This window comes from Harryflintia acetispora (assembly GCA_004340125.1).
GTDB lineage: Bacteria > Bacillota > Clostridia > Oscillospirales > Ruminococcaceae > Harryflintia > Harryflintia acetispora.
The window spans coordinates 294,376-316,122 of record SLUK01000002.1 but is presented as its reverse complement, the minus strand read 5'-3'; the positions used below and the strand labels follow the sequence as shown (position 1 = coordinate 316,122).

The 21,747-nt window shown below is 60.2% G+C and carries 21 protein-coding genes; all 21 read left to right on the top strand.

Annotation, left to right across the window (positions count from 1 at the left end; all coding sequences use genetic code 11):
- Nucleotides 1-21: 21 nt before the first annotated feature.
- The gene (gene topA / locus EDD78_RS04120) at nucleotides 22-2,115 is read left to right on the top strand and encodes a type I DNA topoisomerase (RefSeq protein WP_079699256.1); all 2,094 of its coding nucleotides are present in this window, start codon (nucleotides 22-24) and stop codon (nucleotides 2,113-2,115) included.
- A complete protein-coding gene (gene trmFO / locus EDD78_RS04115) occupies nucleotides 2,105-3,418 on the top strand; it encodes a methylenetetrahydrofolate--tRNA-(uracil(54)-C(5))-methyltransferase (FADH(2)-oxidizing) TrmFO (RefSeq protein ID WP_132084064.1) in 1,314 nt (437 codons plus the stop codon). The genes topA and trmFO overlap by 11 nt, the downstream gene beginning before the upstream one ends.
- Nucleotides 3,419-3,524: 106 nt before the next feature.
- The gene (gene plsX / locus EDD78_RS04110) at nucleotides 3,525-4,541 is read left to right on the top strand and encodes a phosphate acyltransferase PlsX (protein ID WP_132084063.1); all 1,017 of its coding nucleotides are present in this window, start codon (nucleotides 3,525-3,527) and stop codon (nucleotides 4,539-4,541) included.
- A gap of 18 nt (nucleotides 4,542-4,559) precedes the next feature.
- The gene (gene rnc, locus EDD78_RS04105; protein WP_079699259.1) at nucleotides 4,560-5,237 is read left to right on the top strand and encodes a ribonuclease III; all 678 of its coding nucleotides are present in this window, start codon (nucleotides 4,560-4,562) and stop codon (nucleotides 5,235-5,237) included.
- Nucleotides 5,234-6,241 carry an elongator complex protein 3 gene (locus EDD78_RS04100; RefSeq protein ID WP_132084062.1) on the top strand — a complete coding sequence of 336 codons (1,008 nt, stop codon included), beginning with the start codon at nucleotides 5,234-5,236 and terminating at the stop codon, nucleotides 6,239-6,241. Before rnc ends, EDD78_RS04100 begins: the two co-directional genes overlap by 4 nt.
- A gap of 16 nt (nucleotides 6,242-6,257) precedes the next feature.
- Nucleotides 6,258-9,830, top strand: coding sequence for a chromosome segregation protein SMC (smc, locus tag EDD78_RS04095; protein WP_132084061.1), 3,573 nt, complete (start codon nucleotides 6,258-6,260; stop codon nucleotides 9,828-9,830).
- 22 nt (nucleotides 9,831-9,852) lie between these two features.
- Nucleotides 9,853-10,773 (top strand): signal recognition particle-docking protein FtsY, encoded by a 921-nt coding sequence (ftsY, locus tag EDD78_RS04090; protein ID WP_079699263.1) that lies wholly within the window; start codon nucleotides 9,853-9,855, stop codon nucleotides 10,771-10,773.
- Nucleotides 10,774-10,806: 33 nt separating this feature from the next.
- Nucleotides 10,807-11,400, top strand: a complete 594-nt coding sequence (rdgB, locus tag EDD78_RS04085; protein ID WP_350308574.1) for an RdgB/HAM1 family non-canonical purine NTP pyrophosphatase — start codon at nucleotides 10,807-10,809, stop codon at nucleotides 11,398-11,400.
- Nucleotides 11,401-11,432: 32 nt separating this feature from the next.
- On the top strand, nucleotides 11,433-11,720 hold the full coding sequence (locus tag EDD78_RS04080; protein WP_132084060.1) for a YhbY family RNA-binding protein: 288 nt from the start codon (nucleotides 11,433-11,435) through the stop codon (nucleotides 11,718-11,720).
- A 66-nt stretch (nucleotides 11,721-11,786) separates the two neighbouring features.
- Nucleotides 11,787-12,389 carry a nicotinate (nicotinamide) nucleotide adenylyltransferase gene (nadD, locus tag EDD78_RS04075; RefSeq protein ID WP_165873099.1) on the top strand — a complete coding sequence of 201 codons (603 nt, stop codon included), beginning with the start codon at nucleotides 11,787-11,789 and terminating at the stop codon, nucleotides 12,387-12,389.
- The gene (gene yqeK / locus EDD78_RS04070; protein WP_132084058.1) at nucleotides 12,379-13,023 is read left to right on the top strand and encodes a bis(5'-nucleosyl)-tetraphosphatase (symmetrical) YqeK; all 645 of its coding nucleotides are present in this window, start codon (nucleotides 12,379-12,381) and stop codon (nucleotides 13,021-13,023) included. The genes nadD and yqeK overlap by 11 nt, the downstream gene beginning before the upstream one ends.
- Entirely contained in the window at nucleotides 13,020-14,243 is a 1,224-nt protein-coding gene (locus EDD78_RS04065) for an LCP family protein (protein ID WP_079699267.1), read from the top strand. Before yqeK ends, EDD78_RS04065 begins: the two co-directional genes overlap by 4 nt.
- Nucleotides 14,244-14,329: 86 nt before the next feature.
- Nucleotides 14,330-14,704: a ribosome silencing factor gene (gene rsfS, locus EDD78_RS04060; protein ID WP_079699268.1), complete on the top strand. Its 375-nt coding sequence runs from the start codon at nucleotides 14,330-14,332 to the stop codon at nucleotides 14,702-14,704.
- Nucleotides 14,705-14,723: 19 nt separating this feature from the next.
- Nucleotides 14,724-17,132: a leucine--tRNA ligase gene (leuS, locus tag EDD78_RS04055; RefSeq protein WP_132084057.1), complete on the top strand. Its 2,409-nt coding sequence runs from the start codon at nucleotides 14,724-14,726 to the stop codon at nucleotides 17,130-17,132.
- A 125-nt stretch (nucleotides 17,133-17,257) separates the two neighbouring features.
- Nucleotides 17,258-17,434 carry a 30S ribosomal protein S21 gene (gene rpsU, locus EDD78_RS04050; RefSeq protein WP_079699270.1) on the top strand — a complete coding sequence of 59 codons (177 nt, stop codon included), beginning with the start codon at nucleotides 17,258-17,260 and terminating at the stop codon, nucleotides 17,432-17,434.
- A 191-nt stretch (nucleotides 17,435-17,625) separates the two neighbouring features.
- Entirely contained in the window at nucleotides 17,626-18,132 is a 507-nt protein-coding gene (locus tag EDD78_RS04045; RefSeq protein WP_165873098.1) for a YqeG family HAD IIIA-type phosphatase, read from the top strand.
- Nucleotides 18,122-18,979: a TIM barrel protein gene (locus tag EDD78_RS04040; RefSeq protein ID WP_132084055.1), complete on the top strand. Its 858-nt coding sequence runs from the start codon at nucleotides 18,122-18,124 to the stop codon at nucleotides 18,977-18,979. Before EDD78_RS04045 ends, EDD78_RS04040 begins: the two co-directional genes overlap by 11 nt.
- A 20-nt stretch (nucleotides 18,980-18,999) precedes the next feature.
- Entirely contained in the window at nucleotides 19,000-19,434 is a 435-nt protein-coding gene (aroQ, locus tag EDD78_RS04035; RefSeq protein WP_079699274.1) for a type II 3-dehydroquinate dehydratase, read from the top strand.
- Nucleotides 19,435-19,488: 54 nt separating this feature from the next.
- Nucleotides 19,489-20,559, top strand: coding sequence for a M24 family metallopeptidase (locus EDD78_RS04030; protein WP_132084054.1), 1,071 nt, complete (start codon nucleotides 19,489-19,491; stop codon nucleotides 20,557-20,559).
- Nucleotides 20,560-20,654: 95 nt separating this feature from the next.
- Nucleotides 20,655-21,212 carry an elongation factor P gene (gene efp / locus EDD78_RS04025; RefSeq protein ID WP_079699275.1) on the top strand — a complete coding sequence of 186 codons (558 nt, stop codon included), beginning with the start codon at nucleotides 20,655-20,657 and terminating at the stop codon, nucleotides 21,210-21,212.
- Nucleotides 21,213-21,259: 47 nt separating this feature from the next.
- Complete coding sequence (locus tag EDD78_RS04020; protein ID WP_079699276.1) at nucleotides 21,260-21,679, top strand: CD1247 N-terminal domain-containing protein; 420 nt, start codon at nucleotides 21,260-21,262, stop codon at nucleotides 21,677-21,679.
- Nucleotides 21,680-21,747: the final 68 nt, after the last annotated feature.

Sequence of the window (21,747 nt, the reverse complement as noted above, 5' to 3'; positions counted from 1 at the left end):
TATTAAATACAGGTGATGTGCATGTCCAAATTGGTGATCGTCGAGTCGCCCGCAAAGGCCAAGACGATTCAGAAATACTTAGGAAAAGATTATAACGTGATCGCCTCGATGGGGCATATCCGCGACCTGCCCAAGAGCACCATCGGCGTGGATATCGAAAATCACTTCAAGCCCAAATACATCAACATCAAGGGGAAGGAGGCGCTCATCAAGGAGCTCAAGAGCGCCGCCAAGAAGAGCGACACCATCTATCTGGCCACCGACCCGGACCGTGAGGGCGAGGCGATCAGCTGGCATTTGGCGAACCTTCTGTCCCTGGATACCCAGGAGCCCAACCGGGTGACCTTCAACGAGATCACCAAGACCGGGGTCAAGAGCGGGATGGAGCATCCCCGCCAGATTGATCAGAACCTGGTCGACGCGCAGCAGGCGCGGCGGATTCTGGACCGGATCGTGGGCTACAAGATCAGCCCCTTCCTCTGGAAAAAGGTCAAAAGCGGCCTTTCCGCCGGGCGGGTGCAGTCGGTCGCGGTGCGCCTGATCGTTGACCGGGAGGAGGAAATCCGCGCCTTCAAGGTGGAGGAATACTGGTCGATCGACGCGAAGCTCCTGCCCAAGGGCAGCCGCAAGGCGTTCGACTCGAAGCTCCACTCCTATCAGGGCAAGAAGGTCGACATCAAGACTGAGGAGCAGGCAAAGGGGATCGTGGGGGACCTGTCCGCCTGCGACTTTGCGGTGGAATCGGTCAAAAAAGGGGTGCGCAAGAAGTCGCCCGCCCCGCCGTTCACCACCTCCACCTTGCAGCAGGACGCCTCGCGCAAACTGGGCTTCCAGGCGCGGCGCACCATGAAGGCCGCGCAGGAGCTCTACGAGGGCGTCGAGGTCGAGGGGCAGGGCGCGATCGGTCTGATCACCTACATGCGTACCGACTCGCTGCGCGTCTCCCAGGAGGCCCAGGACGCCGCCGAGGCGTTCATCCGCGGGCGGTATGGGGAAAACTATCTGCCCGGCTCCCGCCGGGTCTACAAGTCCAAGAAGGGCGCGCAGGACGGGCACGAGGCGATCCGCCCGTCGGTGCCCTCGATCACCCCCGAGCAGGTCAAGTCCTCGCTGACGGGGGACCAGTATAAGCTGTATAAGCTGGTCTGGGAGCGTTTCATCGCCAGCCAGATGGCCACCTGCCTGCTGGACACCGTTTCGGTGGACATCTCGGCGGGGGATTACCTCTTCAAGTCCTCCGGCTATACCGTGAAGTTCGCGGGCTACACCGTGCTTTACGAGGAGAGCCGCGACGAGGAGGAGGAGAAGAGCGGCGGCATGCTGCCCGAGCTCAAGGCGCACGACCCGCTGGGGGTCAAGGAAATCACCCCCAACCAGCACTTCACCCAGCCGCCCGCGCGCTTCACCGAGGCGTCGCTGATCAAGACGCTGGAGGAAAACGGGATCGGCCGCCCGAGCACCTACGCCCCGACCATCACCACCATCCTCTCGCGCAATTATGTCGAGCGCGAGCAGAAGAGCCTTCGGCCCACCGCGCTCGGCGAGATCATCACCAAGGTGATGTGCGAGCAGTTCGAGGACATCGTGGACGCCGACTTCACCGCCAAGATGGAGCAGCAGCTCGACGACGTGGAGGAGGGGAAGACCGACTGGGTCAATACGCTGGAGAAATTCTACGGAGGCTTCAGCAAGACGCTGGAGCGCGCCGAAAAGAATATGGACGGCACCCGGATTAAGGTGCCGGACGAGGAGACCGACGTGGTGTGCGAGAAGTGCGGGCGCAAGATGGTCATCAAGACCGGGCGCTTCGGCAAGTTCCTCGCCTGCCCGGGCTATCCCGAATGCAAGAACACCAAGAAGATCGTCAAGGAGACCGGCGGGGTCTGCCCACTGTGCGGCGGCCGGGTGCTGGAAAAGAAGAGCAAGAACGGCAAGGTCTATTTCGGCTGCGAGCATAACCCGAAGTGCGGCTTCATGACCTGGGACACCCCCCTGACCGAGACCTGCCCCAAGTGCGGCAGCACCCTCTACCGCAAGAAGGGCAAGGCCGGCAAGATTTACTGCCAGAAGCCGGAATGCGGCTACGAGAGGGAGGTCAAAAAGAGTGACGACTGAGGTCCATGTCGTCGGAGCGGGGCTGGCGGGCAGCGAGGCTGCCTGGCGGCTCGCCCAGGACGGGGTGAGGCTGCGCCTGCATGAGATGAAGCCGCAGAAATTTTCTCCCGCCCACTCCTATCCCGGCTTCGCCGAGCTGGTGTGCTCCAACTCCCTCAAGGCCAGCCGGCTGGGGTCGGCGGCCGGGCTGCTCAAGGAGGAGATGCGCGTCCTCGGCTCGCTGACCATGGAGGCGGCGCAAAGCTGCGCCGTCTCGGCCGGCGGGGCGCTCGCGGTGGACCGTACCCAGTTTTCCGATTATATCACCGCCAAGCTGCGCGCCCACCCGAACATTGAAATCTGCGAGGGGGAGGTGCGGGAGATCCCGCAGGGCTTCGCCGTCATCGCCAGCGGGCCGCTGACCAGCGACGCGCTCGCCGCGCAGATCGGAAAGCTCTGCGGGAAGGAATACCTCTCCTTTTACGACGCGGCGGCGCCGATCGTCGCCTTTGATTCGATCGATCTTGATAAGGTCTTCTTCGCCGCGCGGTACGACCGGGGCGAGGCGGACTACATCAACTGCCCGATGGATAAGGAGCAGTACCTGCGCTTTCATCATGAGCTGGTAAACGCCGAAAGCGCGCCGCTGCACGACTTCGACGACGCGGGCAGGCGGGTCTACGAGGGCTGCATGCCCATCGAGGTGCTCGCGAAGAGGGGGGAGGACGCCATCCGCTTCGGACCCTTAAAGCCGGTCGGGCTGCGCGACCCGCGCACCGGCCACCGCCCCTGGGCGGTGGTGCAGCTGCGCAAGGAGAACGCCTGCGGGACGATGTATAACCTGGTGGGCTTTCAGACCAACCTGAAATTCCCCGAGCAAAAACGGGTCTTTTCGTTGATCCCGGGGCTTCAGAATGCCAGCTTCCTGCGCTATGGGGTGATGCACCGCAACACCTTCCTCGACTCCCCGAAGCTTTTGGACAGCACCTTCTGCCTGAAAAGCGACAACCGGATCTACTTCGCCGGGCAGATGACCGGGGTGGAGGGGTATATCGAATCGGCCATGTCGGGGCTGCTGTGCGGGATAAACCTGTCGCGCAGGCTGCGCGGGCAGCAGCCCGTCATCCTGCCGCCCGACACCATGATGGGGGCGCTGAGCCGCTATGTCGCCGCCCCGAACGACGACTTCCAGCCGATGGGCTGCAACATGGGGCTGCTGCCGCCCTGGCCCGAGCGCATCCGGGACAAGCAGGCGCGCTACACCGCCGTCGCCGAGCGGGCGATGGAGAGCCTGCGCCGCTTTATGGCGGAGAACCAGATTTAAGTTATCCCTTTCTCCTTCCCGCTGCATAGGCGGCGAGGAAAGAAGGCAATACTTCCGGTATCCGGAAAGAGAGCTTTTGATTTCCGAAGAAAGGACGGTCCTATTCTTGAGAATTGTAGTAGACGCCTTTGGCGGCGACAATGCGCCGCTGGAGGTACTGCGCGGCTGCGCCATGGCGGTGAGCGAGTACCAAGACATTGAGATCACGCTCACCGGGGACGAGGAAAAGATTCGCTCCTGCGCGGCCCAAAACCAAATCCCGCTTGAAAAAATCACGGTCCGGCACGCGCCCACCGTCATCCCGGTGGAGGAGGAGCCCAGCGAGATCCGCCGCAAATATGCCGACTGCTCGATGGCCGTGGGGCTCGGCCTGCTCGCCTCCGGCGAGGGCGATGCCTTCGTATCGGCCGGCAGCACCGGCGCTCTGGTGATGGGCGCCTCGCTCTTCGTCAAAAGGATCAAGGGGATCAAGCGCGCGGCAATCGGCACCATCATGCCCACCATGCAGGGGCTTTACCTGCTGCTCGACGGCGGGGCGAACGCCGAGTGCCGGCCCGAGATGCTCCTGCAGTTCGCCATCATGGGCAGCGCCTATATGGAATCGGTGCAGGGGGTCAAGAACCCGAAGGTGGGGCTGGTCAATATCGGGGCCGAGCCCAATAAGGGGACCGACCTGCAATATGAGGCGTACCACCTGCTGCAGGACGCGCCGATCAACTTCACCGGCAACGTCGAGCCGCGGGACATCCCGGCGGGCGTGTGCGACGTGGTGGTCGCCGACGGCTTCACCGGCAACGTGGTGTTAAAGCTCACCGAAGGGGTGGCCCTCAGCTTTGCCGGGGAGATCAAGCGGATGTTTTATAAGAATCTCAAGACGAAGATTGCCGGTCTGCTCATGAGCAGCGAGGTCGCGGCCTTCAAGGGGAAGATGGACTATGCCGAGCACGGCGGCGCCCCGCTGATGGGGATTGCGAAGCCGGTGATCAAGGCGCACGGCAGCTCGAATGCCAAGGCCTTTAAGAACGCCATCCGCCAGGCGCGTGACTACGCGCAAAACGACGTCATCCATAAAATTGAGCGTTCGGTCGCGCAGATCCGGCAGCGGGAAAAGCAGTCGGTATAAGGGGGAGGGGAATCGTCCATGGCACAGATCGAAGCACTGGAAAAGCAGATCGGATATACCTTTCAGAATAAATCCCTGATCGAAACGGCGCTGACCCATTCCTCCTATGCCAACGAGATGAAGCACGGGACCAAGTACAACGAGCGGCTGGAATTTTTGGGGGACGCGGTCCTCTCGATCATCGTGTCCGACTATCTCTTCAACAAGTTCCATCTGCCGGAGGGGGAGCTGACCAAGCTGCGCGCCTCCCTGGTCTGCGAAAAGACGCTGCACCTCTTCGCGCAGCACATTGCGCTGGGGGACTACCTGCGATTGGGGCGCGGCGAAGAGATGACCGGCGGGCGGGAGCGCCCCTCGATCTGCGCGGACGCCTTTGAAGCGGTGATCGCCGCGATCTATCTCGACGGCGGGATCGAGGCGGCGCGCTCGTTCGTGCTGCCCTTTGCGGTCGGAATGCTCGAGGAGCACGCTACCCCCTTTAAGGACTATAAGACCCTCTTGCAGGAGATCATCCAGCAGAACCCGGAGGAGAAGCTGCAATATGTGTTGGTCGAGGAGAGCGGCCCGGACCACGACAAGCGCTTCGTGGTGGAGGTACACCTCAACAGCAACGTCATCGGCCAGGGAGTCGGCCGCAGCAAAAAGGAAGCGGAGCAGCAGGCCGCCCAGAAGGCGCTGGAGCTCATGGGCGAATGAGGCACCGAAACATCGCATTCTTCGTGCCGCACCTGGGCTGCAAGCACCAATGCAGCTTTTGCGACCAGCGCGCCATCTCGGGACAGCAGGCGGGGATAGAGCCCCTCGAGGTGGAGCGCACGCTACATAGGGCGTTTACTGAGATCAGCGAGCGCCAGGAGACCGAGATCGCCTTTTTCGGCGGCAGCTTTACCGCCATCGAGCGCGGGGATATGCTGGCGCTGCTGGAGGCGGCGCAGCCCTTTTTGAGCGAGGGCGGCTTTGCCGGAATCCGCATTTCCACCCGCCCGGACGCGATAGACCGCTCTGTGCTGGAGCTGCTGCGGGAATACGGCGTCAGCGCCATCGAGCTCGGGGCGCAGAGCATGGACGAGCGGGTGCTTTCCCTCAACGGACGGGGGCACACCGCGGGGGCGGTGCGGGAGGCTTCGGCGCTCATCCGGGAATACGGTTTTTCCCTGGGGCTGCAGATGATGACCGGCCTCTACGGGGACTCTGACGAGGGCGCATGGCGCACCGCGAGGGAGCTCGCGGCCCTGGGCCCTGACACGGTGCGCATCTACCCTACGGTGGTGCTCGAGGGCACCCGCCTGGCCGGGCTTTACCGGCAGGGGGTCTACCATCCGCCGGGGGTGGAGGAGACCATCCCCCTCTGCGCCGGGCTGCTCGAGTTCTTTGAACGGCAGGATATCCGGGTGATCCGCCTCGGGCTGCACGCGAGCCGGGACGTGGAGGAGCGCCTTGTCGCCGGGGCCTATCATCCGGCGCTGCGCGAGCTGTGCGAGGGGGAGCTTTGCTTTGGAAGGCTTTGGGATACACTGAAAGGTGATCCGCCGGGCCGGTATGAGGTATGGGTCCACCCTGGCATGCACTCCAAAATGACCGGGCAAAAGAGATGCAATCTTGTGCGCCTTGGCGCGCTTGGATATGATATAATGATAAGGTCGGACCGGCGGCTTTCGCCAGGGGAATTTCAGGTAAGGCCCGCCGAAGAATCCAGATAGAAAGGAGAGACGCTGTGTGCAGCTAAAGGCTTTGGACATCAACGGTTTCAAGTCCTTCCCCGACCGGGTACAGCTTCAGTTCGACTGCGGGATCACCGCCGTGGTGGGCCCCAACGGGAGCGGGAAAAGCAACATTGCGGACGCCGTACGTTGGGTGCTCGGCGAGCAGTCCGGCAAGACGCTGCGTTCGGGAAAGATGGAAGACGTCATCTTTTCGGGCACCCAGCAGCGCAAGCCGATGGGCTATGCCAGCGTCTCGCTGATCATCGACAATGTCGACCGCAGCCTTGCATTCGACTGTGACGAGGTCACCATCAACCGCAAGCTCTACCGCTCGGGAGAGAGCGAGTACCGGATCAACGGCGCCTCGGTGCGCCTCAAGGATGTGCACGAGCTCTTTATGGACACCGGGCTCGGGCGTGACGGCTATTCGATCATCGGGCAGGGCAGGATCGCCGAAATCGTCAGCGCCAAGAGCACCCAGCGGCGGGAAATCTTCGAGGAGGCCGCGGGGATCAGCAAATACCGCTACCGCAAGGAGCAGGCGCAGAAGCGGCTGGAAGCCGCGCAGGAGAACCTTTTAAGGCTCAAGGACATCATTTTGGAGCTGGAGGGCCGGGTGGAGCCCCTGCGGCAGCAGTCCCAGAAGGCGCAGGAGTATCTGGGCCTGGCCGAACGCAAGCGGGCCTTGGAAATCTCGGTATGGATGATGACGATTGAGCGTTCAAAGGAGCTGTTGCGCGCCCAGGAGGACAAGCTCATCCTGGCGCAAGGCGACCATGAGGACCTGCAGCGCCGTCTTTCTGAGCTCGAGCAGGGGATCCAGGATACCTACGACGAGATCGCGAAATGCAACATTGAAACCGAGCAAAAGCGCGATGAGATCACGGCGCTCAGCGCCCGGATCGGGGAGCTCGGCTCCCAGATCGCGGTCAGCAGCAACGACATCGAGCACAATAAGGAGAATATCCTGCGCCTGCGCACCACCATCGAGGCGCAGAGCCGCAGCCACGCCCAGATCGAGGAGCAGCTGCAGATGATCGGCGGGGAGGAGCGCAAAAAGCAGGAGGAGCTGGGGACAATCGAGGCGCAGGATGCCGCCCTTCGCGAGCAGCTGCTCACGCTCGAGCGAAAAAACGGCGAGCTGCTGCGCGAGCAAAACGACCTGTCCTCCCAGCGTGCAGAGGTGCAGCGCAGCCTGTCGGCTGAACAGCTGAAAATCGCCACCTCCAACACCATGCTCGAACAGCTGCGCCAAAACGCCGAGGGGATCGACGAGCGCGCACAGCAAAACGAGGCGCAGATTGCCGAGCTGCGCGACCAGCTGGCCCAGGTTGGGGGCCTGCTCGAAGGGATCGACGAGCAGCTCGTTTCCAGCCAGAACATGAAAAAGGGCTATCTCATCAAACATAAGTCCGCTTCTGAGCGGCTCCAGTCGCTGCAGCAGGAGCAGCAGGCCCTGCAGGCCGAGCAGCGGGGCCATCTGCAAAAGGCCAAGCTGATCGAGGACATGGAACACAATATGGAGGGGTTCCAGAGCAGCGTCAAGTACATTATGAACCAGGCCCGCAGCGGGAATCTTGGGGGGATCGAGGGGCCGGTGAGCAAGCTGATCTCGGTCGAGAGCCGGTATGCCGCTGCCGTCGAGGTCGCCCTGGCGGGGGCCATGCAGAATATCGTGGTCGTTTCGGACGCGGCGGCCAAGTACGCCATCGCGGCGCTGAAAAACGCGCGCGCCGGACGGGCCACCTTCCTGCCGATGTCCACCATCCGTCCGCGTTCGCTGGAGGAGCGGGGGCTGGAGCGCTGCGAGGGCTTTGTCGCGCTGGCCTGCGACCTGGTCAAAAGCGAGGAAAAGTACGAGGGGATCGTCAAAAACTTGCTCGGGCGGATCGCGGTGGCCGAGGACTTGGACAGTGCCATCGCCATCGCCAAGAGCTACCGGTACCGCTTCAAGATCGTCACTCTGGACGGGCAGGTGGTCAATCCCGGCGGCTCGATGACCGGCGGCTCAATGGTGCAAAACGCCGGGCTGCTCAGCCGGGCCGGGGAGATCGCGCGGCTGCGCGAGCTGGCCGGCAAGGTCGGCGCGCAGCTTGAAGAGAAGGACCATCAGATCAAGGCCGCCGGCGAGGAAGCGGCGAAGCTGAGCGCCCAGCTCGTGGGGATCGACGCGGACATCAAGACCATGAGCGAGGACAAGATCCGCTACGAGGGCGAGCAAAAACGGCTGGATATGGCGCTGCAGTCTTCCCTCGCCCAGCAGGAGGACGCCAGGAAGAGGACCCTGGAAATCCGCCAGAAGCTCGAGGCACTCACCAAGGAGAGCACCTCGAGCGAGGATGTGATCCAAAAGCTGCGTGAGCTGGAGCGCTCGCTTGAGGAAAAGCTGTCCGGTGTGCAGGGCCGTGCGGCGGACGCCGCGCAGGAGATTGCGAAGGTCGGCGCCGAGAGCTCGGCGTGCGGGCTGCAGGCGCTGACGGTGCGCAAGGACCTCGAAGCCCTGCAAAGCCAGAAGGAGCAGCTGCAAAGCCAGCAAAGCGAGCGGGCCGGACAGGCGCAGGATTTAAAAGAGCAGATCGCGGCGCTGGAGCAAAGGAACGGGGAGATCAAGGCTTCCATCCTGCAGCGCCAGTCCCAGAGCGAGGCGTTGGGCTCACAGGTCGAAGGCTGCAACGGGGAGATCGCAAAGCTTTCGCAGCGCAAGACCGAGCTCGAGCAGAAGGCCGCCCAGAGCCGCCAAGCCGAGCGGGAGCTGCACGCGCGGGGGGAGACGCTCGCGCGGGAGCTCGCCAAGCTCGAGGAGCGAAAGATCGCCATCCAGTCGGAGTACGATTCGATTATCACCAAGCTCTACGACGAATATGAGCTCACGCTGAGCATGGCGCAGGAGCTGGCCGCCCCCATCGAGGATATGAATGCCGCGAACCGGGAGCTCGCCTCCCTGCGCTCCAGGATCAAGGCGCTGGGCAGTATAAACGTCGCGGCCATCGAGGAATATAAAGAGGTCAGCGAGCGCTATACCTTCATGAAGGGCCAGGTGGACGACATCGAGCGCTCCAAGGAGGAGCTGCACCGGCTCATTCGCGACCTGACGCGGGACATGAAGGAAATCTTCATCGACAACTTCCAGAAGATCGACCACCACTTCGGCAAGATTTTCGTCGAGCTCTTCGGCGGCGGCAACGCCAAGCTGATCCTGACCGACCCCGAGGATGTGCTCGAGTCGGGGATCGAAATCTATGTGCAGCCGCCGGGCAAGATCATCAAGAGCCTGCAATCCCTTTCGGGCGGCGAGCAGGCGTTCGTGGCCATCGCGATCTACTTCGCGATTTTGAAGGTGCATCCGTCGCCGTTCTGCCTGCTCGATGAGATCGAGGCGGCGCTCGACGACGTCAACGTGGTGAAATACGCCAGCTACCTGCGCCGCCTGGTCGGCAAGACGCAGTTTATCGCCATCACCCACCGGCGGGGCACCATGGAGGAGGCGGACGTCCTCTACGGGGTCACCATGCAGGAGGAGGGCGTTTCCAAGCTCCTGCGCCTCGGGGTGTCCGAGCTGGAGAGCAAGCTGGGGATGAAGCAGTAATCGGGAAAAGGAGCAAGGCCAATTGGGACTGTTTAAAAAGATCAGTGAGGGACTGAAAAAGACCCGCGACTCGATGATGAACGCCATCGACCAGGTCGCCAATTCCTTCACCAAAATTGACGAGGAGCTCATTGAGGAGCTCGAGGAAATCCTCATCATGGGTGACGTCGGCATGGCCACCGCCGGTGAAATCTGCCAGAAGCTGCGCGCACGGATCAAAGAGAGTGGCACCACCGACCCGCAGCAGGTCAAGGGGCTCTTAAAGGAGATCATCTCCGAGATGCTCGCCGGGGACTATTCGCTGAATATTGAAAACACCCCGGCGGTGATCCTGGTGATCGGAGTCAATGGGGTGGGAAAGACCACCACCATCGGCAAGCTGGCCGCCAGCCTCAAGGCGCAGGGCAAAAAGGTCCTGCTCGCGGCGGCCGACACCTTCCGCGCGGCGGCCATCCAGCAGCTTGAGGTCTGGGCCGGGCGCGCCGGGGTGGAGATCGTCAAGCACAGCGAGGGGGCGGACCCCGCCGCGGTGATCTTCGACGCGATCTCGGCTGGGAAGGCGCGCGGGGTGGATGTGATCCTCTGCGATACGGCGGGCCGGCTGCACAACAAAAAGCATTTGATGGACGAGCTGAGCAAAATTTCGCGGGTCATCGAGCGGGAGCTGCCCGGCTCCTCCAAGGAGGAGCTGCTGGTGCTCGACGCCACCACCGGCCAGAACGCCATCAGCCAGGCGCGCAACTTCAAGGAGGCCACGGGGCTGAGCGGGATCGTACTCACCAAGCTCGACGGCACCGCCAAGGGCGGGGTGGTCATCGGGATCAAGCAGGAGCTGGGCATCCCGGTCAAATACATCGGGGTCGGGGAACAGCTGGACGATCTGCGCCCCTTTGATCCCGTCCAGTTTACCGCCGCCCTGTTCGGCGAGGAGGAAATCGCCTGAACGTAAACTTTTAGACAAGGAGTCGTTGTTCCTATGATGAAGCTCGTTGCGGCCACCAACAATCAAAAGAAGCTGCGGGAGATTTCCCGCATCCTCGCCCCCATGGGCTTTGGGGTGCTCTCGCTAAAAGACATCGGCCTCGAGATCGAGGTGGAAGAGGACGCCGATTCCTTCGCGGGAAACGCTCGGCTCAAGGCGCAGGCGGTCTTCGAGCGCTGCAATCTGCCCACCGTGGCGGACGATTCGGGGCTCTGCGTCGAGGCGCTCGGCGGCGCGCCGGGGGTCTATTCGGCGCGATATGGCGGCCCGGGGCTAAACGATCAGGAGCGCACGTCGAGGCTGCTCGATGAGATGAAGGACGTTCCCGAGGATAAGCGGGGCGCAAAGTTCGTCAGCGCTATCTGCTGCATTCTGGACCGCAGCACCATGCTGGAATGCTCGGGCGAGTGCTGCGGCTCGATCGGCTTTGCCTCTGCCGGGGAGGGCGGCTTTGGCTATGATCCCGTCTTTCTGGTGGACGGCAAGAGCTATTCCGAGCTCAGCGCCGAGGAAAAGGACGCCATCAGCCACCGCGGAAGGGCGCTGCGCAATCTGCGCGAGCTGCTGCGCGGGTACCTGAACGACTGAGACACATTCAACATTTACAGGAGGCAAGCAACGTGCTCAATTCAAAACAACGCGCCAAGCTGCGCGCGGCGGCAAACGATATCGAAACGATCCTGCAGATCGGCAAGGGCGGGGTAAACGAAATGGTGGTCCGCCAGGCGGACACTGCCCTAAATGCCCGGGAGCTGATCAAGCTGAAGGTCCTGGAAAACGCCCCCGTCTCCTCCCGTGAGGCGGCCGACGAGCTCGCCGGCCGGATAGGCGCGGACGTGGTACAGGTCATCGGCACCAAGGCGGTCTTGTTCCGCCAGAACAAAAAAGATTCAAAATTTGACATCTAGGGCCACTGTTTTTATAATAGATATCATTCCATAGTCTTTGCTTTCGACCTAAAATGGGGGATAATTTTGAAAAAAATCGCAATCTTCGGCGGGGCATTCAATCCCATCCACAATGGGCATATCCACCTCGCAATGACCTTTCAGGTGCGGGTGAAGTTCGACGAGCTGCTCCTTATCCCGTCGCGCATCTCGCCGCACAAGGACTCGGGCGCCCTGATCGGCGGCGAGCACCGGCTGCGCATGTGCCAGCTGGTAGCATCGCATTATGAGGGCTTTACCGCCAGCGATATGGAGCTGCGCCGGGACGGGAAGAGCTTCACCATCGATACGGTGCAGCAGCTTCGGGAGGCCTATCCCGGGGACAAGCTCTATATGATCGTCGGCAGCGACATGTTCCTCTCGCTGGACAGCTGGCACTGCTCGAACGAGCTGATGAAGAAGGTCACCGTCTGCGCCGCCGCGCGGGAGGAAGGGGAGTACGAGAGGCTGATCAAAAAGCAGCTAGAGCTCGATACGATGGGGATGAAGTCGATCATCTGCGAGATCGACGCGCTCCCCGTTTCCTCGACCATGCTGCGCGAGCGGCTGCAGCGCGGGCTGCCGGTATCGGACTACCTGCCCGATTATATCGAGCGGTACATTGAGGAGAACCTTCTCTATGCCGGATAAGATCGCGCCGGGTGGGGCTGCTGGCCGCTTCGCGCCCGGACAGGACGAGCATTCCCTGGAAAGCCTGCTGCGCGGCAGGCTTTCCAAGGGCCGGTACCGGCATTCCCTCAACGTCGCCGGGCGGGCGGCGGAGCTGGCGCGGCTGCACGGGGCCGACGTCGAAAAGGCCCGTTTCGCGGGGCTTATGCACGACGTCTGCAAGGATATGCCCAAAAAAGAACAGCTTTCGCTGATCGCAAAAGGCGGTATAGTCCTCTCATCCGAGGTGCTCGCTTCGCCCCAGCTTTATCACGCCATTGCGGGAAGCGTTTATCTGCGCGACGCATTAAAGGTGCAGGATCAAGAGATACTAGATGCAGTTCGTTATCACACGACCGGCCGGGCGGGGATGAGCCTGCTCGAAGAGGTGGTCTACCTGGCGGACCTGACCAGCGCGGAGCGGGACTACCCGGATGCACAGTACACCCGCGAACTCGCCGATAGGGACGTCGCTAAGGCTATGCTCTATTCCTTTCAGTTTATCATCCGGGAGCTGGCCGAGGGGCAAAAGCCGCTGTGCCGGGAGACCATCGACGGCTACAACTACTATGTAAGGCGTTTACGTGCGCAAAGTGCGGGGGAGGCACGTTCTTGAAAAATACGTTTGCTAAAATTGCAGTAACCCTGGCGCTCATCCTGCTGACCGTGGCGGTTGGCATAGTGGCGCTGGAGAATCAGAATAAGATAAGCCGTAGTACCAAAAAGGTCACCTCCTCCCAGCAGGAGCTGCTGGACAACGTCAAGCAGGAGACCGAGGTGATCAACGTCCTCGCCGTTGGGGTGGACTACTCCCAGAAGCTGACCGACGTGATCATGTACGTGCGCTACGACCCGAACGCCTCGAAGGCGTGGGTCCTTTCGATCCCGCGGGACACCTATCTTGGGGACGAGTATCCGACGGGGAAGATCAACAACGTCTATAAGACCAAAGGGGAGATCCAGGACCTCTGCGACGAGGTGGAGGAGCGCTTCTTGCTGCCCGTAGATTACTATGCCACCATCACGCTCGAGTCGCTCGGGAAGATCGTGGACCAGATCGGCGGCGTGCCGATCAACATCCCCAAGGACCTCTATGAAAACGGGCAGCTGGTGCTGCCGGGCGGCGAGCAGGTCCTGGACGGGGATGCGGCGCAGAAGTTCGTGCGCGCGCGCAAGGCCTATGTGGACTCCGATCTCGGCCGGATCAACGCCCAGCATGACTTTTTGATCGCGGCGATGAAGCAGCTGCAATCCCTGGGGAAGATGGAGATGCTCGAGCTGGTGCTCGATAATTTCGACGCCGTGCAGACCAACATCCCCATCTCCAAGATGATCTCGATCGCTTCGAGCGCCTTCACCATCCAGGAGGAGGACATCGAGATGTTCACCGTGCCGGGAGTGGGAAAGATGAATTACTCCTACGCGGTCTATGAGGTGGACACCACCGCCCTGGCTGATATTCTCAATGAAAACTTCTTCACCAATCCGGTGGAGCCGCAGGAGCTCGACTTCCCACCCATCCCGCCGCAGCCCGAGCCGGTCTCGAGCAGCGAGGAGGAAGAAGACGAGGACGGTGAGAGCGGGGAGAACGAGGAGGAGGAATACGTCCTCGGCGACCCGATCTATCCCGACCCGCGGGACTACAGCGCATTTTCGGACGGGGATTATGACAAGTGGTTCGAACGCAATACCATCTATCCCAAGATCCCCAAGAGCTCGAAAAAAAGCAGCTCGAATGAGGAAGAGGAATTCGAGGGCGGCTCGTCCAAAAAGGGCAATGTGAAATCCTCCTCCGAAGAGGAGGAGGGCGTCGTCGGAAATGTTTTCGGCGAGTAATTCTGGTCCATGCTGACTATATACACCCGCTTGCAGGCGCGGCAGGCGGGAGGGAATCAAAGCGCCATGGAAAGGGGAATGACTGCGTGACTTCTTTGGAGCTGGGCCGCGAGGCGGCAAGACTGCTCGATCAAAAAAAGGCAAGGGACATCCGCATGCTGGAAATCAAGAACATTTCCACGCTGGGGGATTATTTCGTGGTGGCCTCGGGTACTTCGACCACGCAGGTCAAGGCGATGGCCGACGAGGTGGAATTCCAGCTCAAGGAGAAGGGGATCTACCCGAAAAGGGTGGAGGGCTACCAGTCCGCCGCCTGGATCGTGCTGGACTACTATGATGTGATCGTCCATGTGTTCTGCGAGGAGACGCGGCAGTTTTATTCCCTCGAGCGGCTGTGGACCGATGCGCCCCAGGTGGATCTTTCCGACATATTGGATCCCGAGCAAGAGGATGACAAATAATCACGAAGAGGTGTCAGGATTGAAATACGATTTTTCGCAGATCGAAAAGAAGTGGCAGGATATTTGGGCGAAAAACCATACCTTTGCGGCGACCAATGATTTTTCAAAGCCCAAATACTACGCTCTGGTGGAGTTCCCGTACCCCTCCGGGCAGGGGCTGCACGTGGGGCATCCCCGCTCCTATACGGCGATGGACATCGTGGCCCGCAAGCGCCGTATGCAGGGGTACAACGTGCTCTACCCGATGGGGTGGGACGCCTTCGGCCTGCCGACCGAAAACTTCGCGATCAAGAACCACATCCATCCCGAGGTGGTGACCAAGAACAACGTCGCCCGCTTCAAGGCGCAGCTGCAGGGGCTGGGGCTCTCCTTTGACTGGGACAGAGAGATCAACACGACCGATCCGGACTATTACAAGTGGACCCAGTGGATTTTCCTGCAGCTCTTTAAAAAGGGGCTGGCCTATAAGAAGGAAATGAGCGTCAACTGGTGCACCGGGTGCAAGGTGGTGCTGGCCAACGAGGAGGTCGTGGGCGGCGTCTGCGAGCGCTGCGGCAGCGAGGTGGTGCACAAGGTCAAGAGCCAGTGGATGTTAAAAATCACCGAATATGCCCAGCGCCTGATCGACGACCTTGATCTTGTCGACTACATAGACAGGGTTAAAGTTTCGCAGAAGAACTGGATCGGCCGCTCCACAGGCGCCGAGGTGCTCTTCGACACCACCGCAGGAGACGTGCTCAAGATCTATACCACCCGGCCCGACACCCTCTTTGGCGCGACCTATATGGTCATCTCGCCCGAGCACCCCTATCTCGAGCGCTGGAAGGACAAGATCAAAAACTACGACGCCGTGCGCGCATACTGTTCCGATGCGGCCAAGAAGTCCGACTTCGAGCGCACCGAGCTCGTCAAGGACAAGACCGGCGTCAAGCTCGAGGGCGTGATGGGCCTGAACCCGGTGAACGATACCGAGATTCCGATCTTCGTCTCGGACTACGTGCTGATGTCCTACGGCACCGGCGCGATCATGGCGGTGCCCGCCCACGACGAGCGCGACTGGGACTTTGCCAAGAAGTTTAGTCTCCCGATCATCGAGGTGGTCAAGGGCGGCGACGTGCAGCAGGCGGCCTATACCGACTGTGACAGCGGGGTGATGGTCAATTCCGGCATCCTCGACGGGCTGTCGGTGGACGAGGCCAAAAAGAAGATCACCGCCTGGCTCGAGGAGCATAAAAAGGGCTATCCCAAGGTAAACTATAAGCTGCGCGACTGGGTCTTCTCACGCCAGCGCTATTGGGGCGAGCCGATCCCGGTGGTCTATTGCGAGCACTGCGGCGGCTATGTCCCGCTGCCCGAGAGCGAGCTGCCGCTGCGCCTGCCCGAGGTGGCCTCCTACGAGCCCACCGACAACGGGGAATCCCCGCTCGCCGCGATGGACGAGTGGGTCAATGTGAAATGCCCGCACTGCGGGGGACCCGCCAAGCGCGAGACCGACACCATGCCCCAGTGGGCGGGGTCGAGCTGGTATTTCCTGCGCTACTGCGACCCGCACAACGATAAAGAGCTCGCCAGCCGCGAGGCGCTGGAGTACTGGCTGCCGGTGGACTGGTACAACGGCGGGATGGAGCACACCACCCTGCATCTGCTCTATTCGCGCTTCTGGCACAAGTTCCTCTATGACATCGGGGTGGTTTCCACGCCCGAGCCGTATCAGAAGCGGACCAGCCATGGGATGATCCTGGGTGAAAACGGGGAGAAGATGTCCAAGAGCCGGGGGAATGTCGTTAACCCGGACGACATCGTGCGCGAATACGGCGCGGACACCCTGCGGCTCTATGAGATGTTCATCGGCGACTTTGAAAAGAGCGCGCCTTGGTCCTCGGCATCCATCAAGGGCTGTAAGCGCTTTTTGGAGCGGATCTGGAACCTGCAGGACGTGCTCGTCGAGGGTGAAGAGTATTCCCCCGAGCTCGAGAGCGCCATGCACAAGACCATCAAAAAGGTGACCGAGGACATCGAGAGCCTGAAGTTCAACACCGCGATCGCGGCGATGATGGGCCTGCTCAACGAGATTTCCGAGCGCCGGCAGGTCACAAGGGGGGAATATAAGTCCCTGCTGATCCTGCTCAACCCCTTCGCCCCGCACATCACCGAGGAAATCTGGGAACAGCAGAAGTTCGGCGGCATGTTAAACATGCAGGACTGGCCGGAGTTTGACGAGGAAAAATGCAAGGACGAGACGGTGGAGATCGCCGTGCAGGTCAACGGCAAGATCAAATGCCGCCTCGGCGTCCCGGTGGACATCTCGAATGAGGAGGCCATCGCCCTGGCGAAGGCCGAGCCGGCGGTGCAGGCCGCCTGCGCGGGGAAGAGCTTTGTCAAGGAAATTTACGTCAAGGGGAAGCTCGTCAACCTGGTGGTAAAATAAGAGTAAGCGGATACCTCTTGACAGTGGTCTGTGATCTATTGTATAATATGTTTTGTTACTAATGCGCGATTGCGCCAATGGTACCATATCTCCTGCTTTAGGGCGTAGAGGAGGGAAGTGTAGAAATGGCAGAAATACGTGTGAAGGACAATGAGTCTCTCGACAGCGCTCTTCGCAGATTTAAGAAGCAGTGCGCGCGTTCCGGCGTTCTGGCCGAGGTCCGTAAGAGAGAGCATTACGAAAAGCCTTCTGTTCGTCGTAAGAAGAAGAGCGAGGCTGCTCGTAAGCGTAAATTCAAATAATCGGATTTTGAAGGTCCATTGAATTTATTGTGACAGGAAAGCAGGCGTTTGCCTGCTTTTTTGTTTTGCCGGATGTTAACAGACCGTTTCTGGTTTTTTCACAGGCAGTATGCTATAATGGCCACAGACTGGCCGGAATGGTTTTATGGCATGGGTCATAAAAACAAAAAATAATGAAAGGGGGCCGGAGCGTGTTCTATCCCGATTACCGATTCAAAAAAATCAGCGACATCCGCCCGGACTTCCTGCTCGGGCGCGGTCTGCGCTTCCTGGTGCTGGATGTGGACAACACTTTGACCACCCACGGCCACCCCGTTCCCGCAAAGGGAGTGCTGGAATGGCTGCAGGAAATGAGCCAGGCGGGAATCCAGTCCGTGATCCTTTCAAACAACAATGCAAAACGGGTGGAGCCGTTTGCCGGGAAGCTGGGCCTGCCCTATATCGCGGACGGGCGAAAGCCGCTGTGCAGCGGCTATGAGCGCTGCCTCAACCTGCTTCACTGCCGCAAGGAGGAGATGGCCGCCATTGGGGACCAGCTCTTTACCGATATTCTGGGGGCCCGGCGCTTCGGGATCGCTTCGATCCTGGTGGACCCGATCCAGGCGGAGGATTTCTGGCTTTTTAAGTGCAAGCGCACGTTGGAAAACGGCCTGTTATGCTATTATAAAAAACAGGGGAGGTCGGGCTATGACGGCTAAATTCGGACCGGCTGGGAATTCCCAGAGCTTCCAGTCGATGGGCTACAATCACACCATCCAGGTGCCGGAGTACATCCTAAAAATGGGGCTGGACGCCTACGAATACCAGTGTGGACATGGGGTGCGCATTGGGGAAGAAAAGGCCGCCGAATTCGGCGAAAAATGCCGCGGGGCGGGGATTACCCTCTCTTTGCATTCGCCCTATTATATCTCCCTTTCCAGCGTGGAGGAGAGCACCCGGCAAAGAAGCGTCGGGTACATCCTCGAGGCCGCCGTCGCCGCCAGTGCGATGGGCGCCGAAAGGGTGGTGGTCCATTCGGGCTCCTGCTCCAAGATCAGCCGCGGGGAAGCGCTGGTCCTGGCGAAGGATACGCTGCAAAAGGCCCTGCTTGCGATGGACGAGCAAGGACTCGGCCATGTGCGGCTCTGCCCCGAGACGATGGGCAAGATCAATCAGCTGGGCACCCTCGAAGAAGTGCTCGAGCTCTGCTCGCTCGACGAGCGGCTGCTGCCCACGGTGGATTTCGGGCACCTCAATGCCCGCACCCTGGGGTCGATCAAGGGAAAAGCACAGTACGCGGCCATCCTGGACGCGATCGGCGACCGGCTTGGGGAAGAGCGGCAGAAGAGCTTTCACGCCCACTTCTCGAAGATCGAATACACCGAGCGGGGCGGGGAGAAGCAGCACCTCACCTTTGCCGACACCCTGTTCGGCCCGCAGTATGAGCCGCTGATGGAGCTGATTGCAAAGCGTTCGCTCGCCCCGACCTTTATCTGCGAGTCCGCCGGGACCCAGGCGGAGGACGCCAAAGCCATGAAGGACTGCTATCACGCCCTTCTATCCTAAATGAAGGAATGATCATATTTATGAAGAAAATTTTGGTGATTCACGGGCCGAATATCAACCTGACCGGCGTGCGGCAGACCGACATCTACGGCCGGGAGGGGATCGAGAGCATCAACCGCCAGATCGTATCCCGTGCGCAGGAATGCTCGTTCGAGTGCGAGGTGTTCCAGTCGAACCACGAGGGGGCCATCATCGACAAGCTGCACGAGGCGCGGGAGACCTGCGACGGGGTGGTGATCAACGCCGGGGCCTACACCCATTACAGCTACGCCATCCGGGATGCGATCGCGCTGCTGACCATCCCCTGCGTGGAGGTCCACCTCTCGAACGTCTACGCGCGCGACGAGTTCCGCGCAAAGTCGGTGATCGCGCCGGTCTGTGCCGGGTCGATCGCGGGCTTCGGAAAATACAGCTATCTTCTGGCGGTGTCCGCTTTGCAAAGTTTAATCCAGTAATGATTGCCCAATTATAGACAGGGGCATGATTTTCCCGAGAAAGGAATGGTCATCATGATGAGCAAACTTGAAACGTTAATGAGCCGTCTGCCACAGGACGTCGATGCGGTGATCCTTAACAGCGAGCACAACCGCCTGTATTACACCGGACTCGCTTCGAGTGCGGGGACGCTCTTGGTTCTGCGGGAGAAGGCATATTTTATCATCGACTTCCGCTACATCGAGGTCGCCAAAAAGAAGGCGCAGGGATGCGAGGTCCTGCTGCAGCAAAAGCTCGGTGAGCAGCTGCGGCAGCTGACGGGGAAGCACGGGGTCAAGCGGATCGCGCTGGAGAGTGAAAACTGCTCGGTAAAGGAGTACACCTCCTTTTGCCGCATGCTGCCGGAGTGCGAGATCCTGACCGACGATAGGGTCAATGCAGTCATCACCGAGCAGCGGATGATCAAGGACGAGCACGAGCTCTCCCTGATCCGCCAGGCGCAGGAGCTGACCGACCGCAGCTTCGAGTATATCCTCGACTATATTAGTCCCGGCAAGACCGAGCGGGAAATCGCCCTGGAGTTGGAATTTTATTCCCGCAAAATCGGCTCGGAGGGCCCGTCCTTCGAGTTTATCGTGGTATCGGGGCCCAATTCCTCCCTGCCGCACGGCGTGCCCGGCGAGCGGGTGGTGCAAAACGGAGATTTCATCACCATGGATTACGGCTGCCTGATCGAAGGCTACCACTCCGACATGACCCGCACCATAGCGGTGGGGGAGCCCTCGGACGACATGAAGGCGGTCTATGACAAGGTGCTCGAGGCCAATTTGAAGGCGATCGATGCGATCAAGGCGGGCGAGCCCTGCAACAAGATCGACGCGGTGGCCCGCGACCTGATCGCGGCGGCCGGCTACGGCGACTGCTTCGGGCACGGGCTCGGGCACAGCCTGGGTGTGCAGATCCATGAGGACCCGCGCTTTAACCCGACCGACGAGACCGTTTGCGTGCCTGGGATGATGATGACGGTGGAGCCGGGGATTTACCTCGAAGGGCGGTTCGGCTGCCGGATTGAGGACACGGTCTATATCACCGAAAACGGCTGTATCGATATTACCAAATCTCCCAAGGAACTGATTGTCCTGTAAAAATGTATAAAACCCTTGCAAAAATTAGAAAATTAAGATAAACTATTAATGTTTACAGGGTATTACAATTTGAATACGCATGGAGGTTTAATTCTATGGTATCAGCAGGCGATTTCAGAAACGGCGTTACGTTTGAGATGGACGGAAACGTTGTTCAGATTATCGAGTTCCAGCACGTCAAGCCCGGCAAGGGCGCCGCGTTCGTGCGCACCAAAATCCGCAATGTGATCACCGGGGCGGTGACGGAAAGGACCTTTAACCCCACCGATAAGTTCCCGACCGCTTTTGTTGAGCGCAAGGAGATGCAGTACCTCTACAACGACAGCGGGCTGTACTACTTCATGGACAACGAGACCTATGAGAACATCCCGATCAACGAGTCGGTCCTGGGCGACAACTTCAAGTTCGTCAAGGAGAACACCGACGTCAAGATCCTTTCCTATAAGGGCAACGTGTTCGGCGTGGAGCCGCCCTTCTTTGTGGAGCTCGAGGTCACCGAGACCGAGCCCGGCGTGAGAGGGGATACCGCCACCAACGTCACCAAGCCCGCTACCCTGGAAACCGGGGCGGAAATCCGGGTGCCCATCTTCATCAATGAGGGCGACGTGATCCGGATCGACACCCGTACCGGCGAGTATATGGAGCGCGCATAACCCAATTTTGGTTTGGTTTGGATAAAAATGAATAAGGAGGTTGGATCATGACCATTACCGAAAAGGTCGCATACCTGCGCGGGCTGAGCGAGGGGATGTCGATCGACGAGAAGAGCAACGAGGGCAGACTTTTAAAGGCGATCATCGACGTGCTCGATGATATGGCATTCAGCATAGCGGACGTCGAGGACGGTCTCGACGAGGTCTGTGAGCAGCTTGAGGCTGTGGACGAGGACCTGGACACCCTGGAGCAGGACTTCTACGGCGACGAGGATTACGACGACGAGGACGAGGAGCTCTACGAGGTCACCTGTCCGAGCTGCGGCGAAGAGATCTGCATGGACTACGACATGCTCTGCGAGGGCGAGATCGAGTGCCCGAGCTGTGGGCAGCACCTCGAGTTCGATATCGAAGACTGCGAGTCCTGCGACTGTGGCTGCGAAGGCTGTGCCGAAGAGAAAGAGTAATTGATAGTATTTTCACAAAAAACAGTGAGCAATCTGCTCACTGTTTTTTGCTGGCAGGTGTTCTTTCC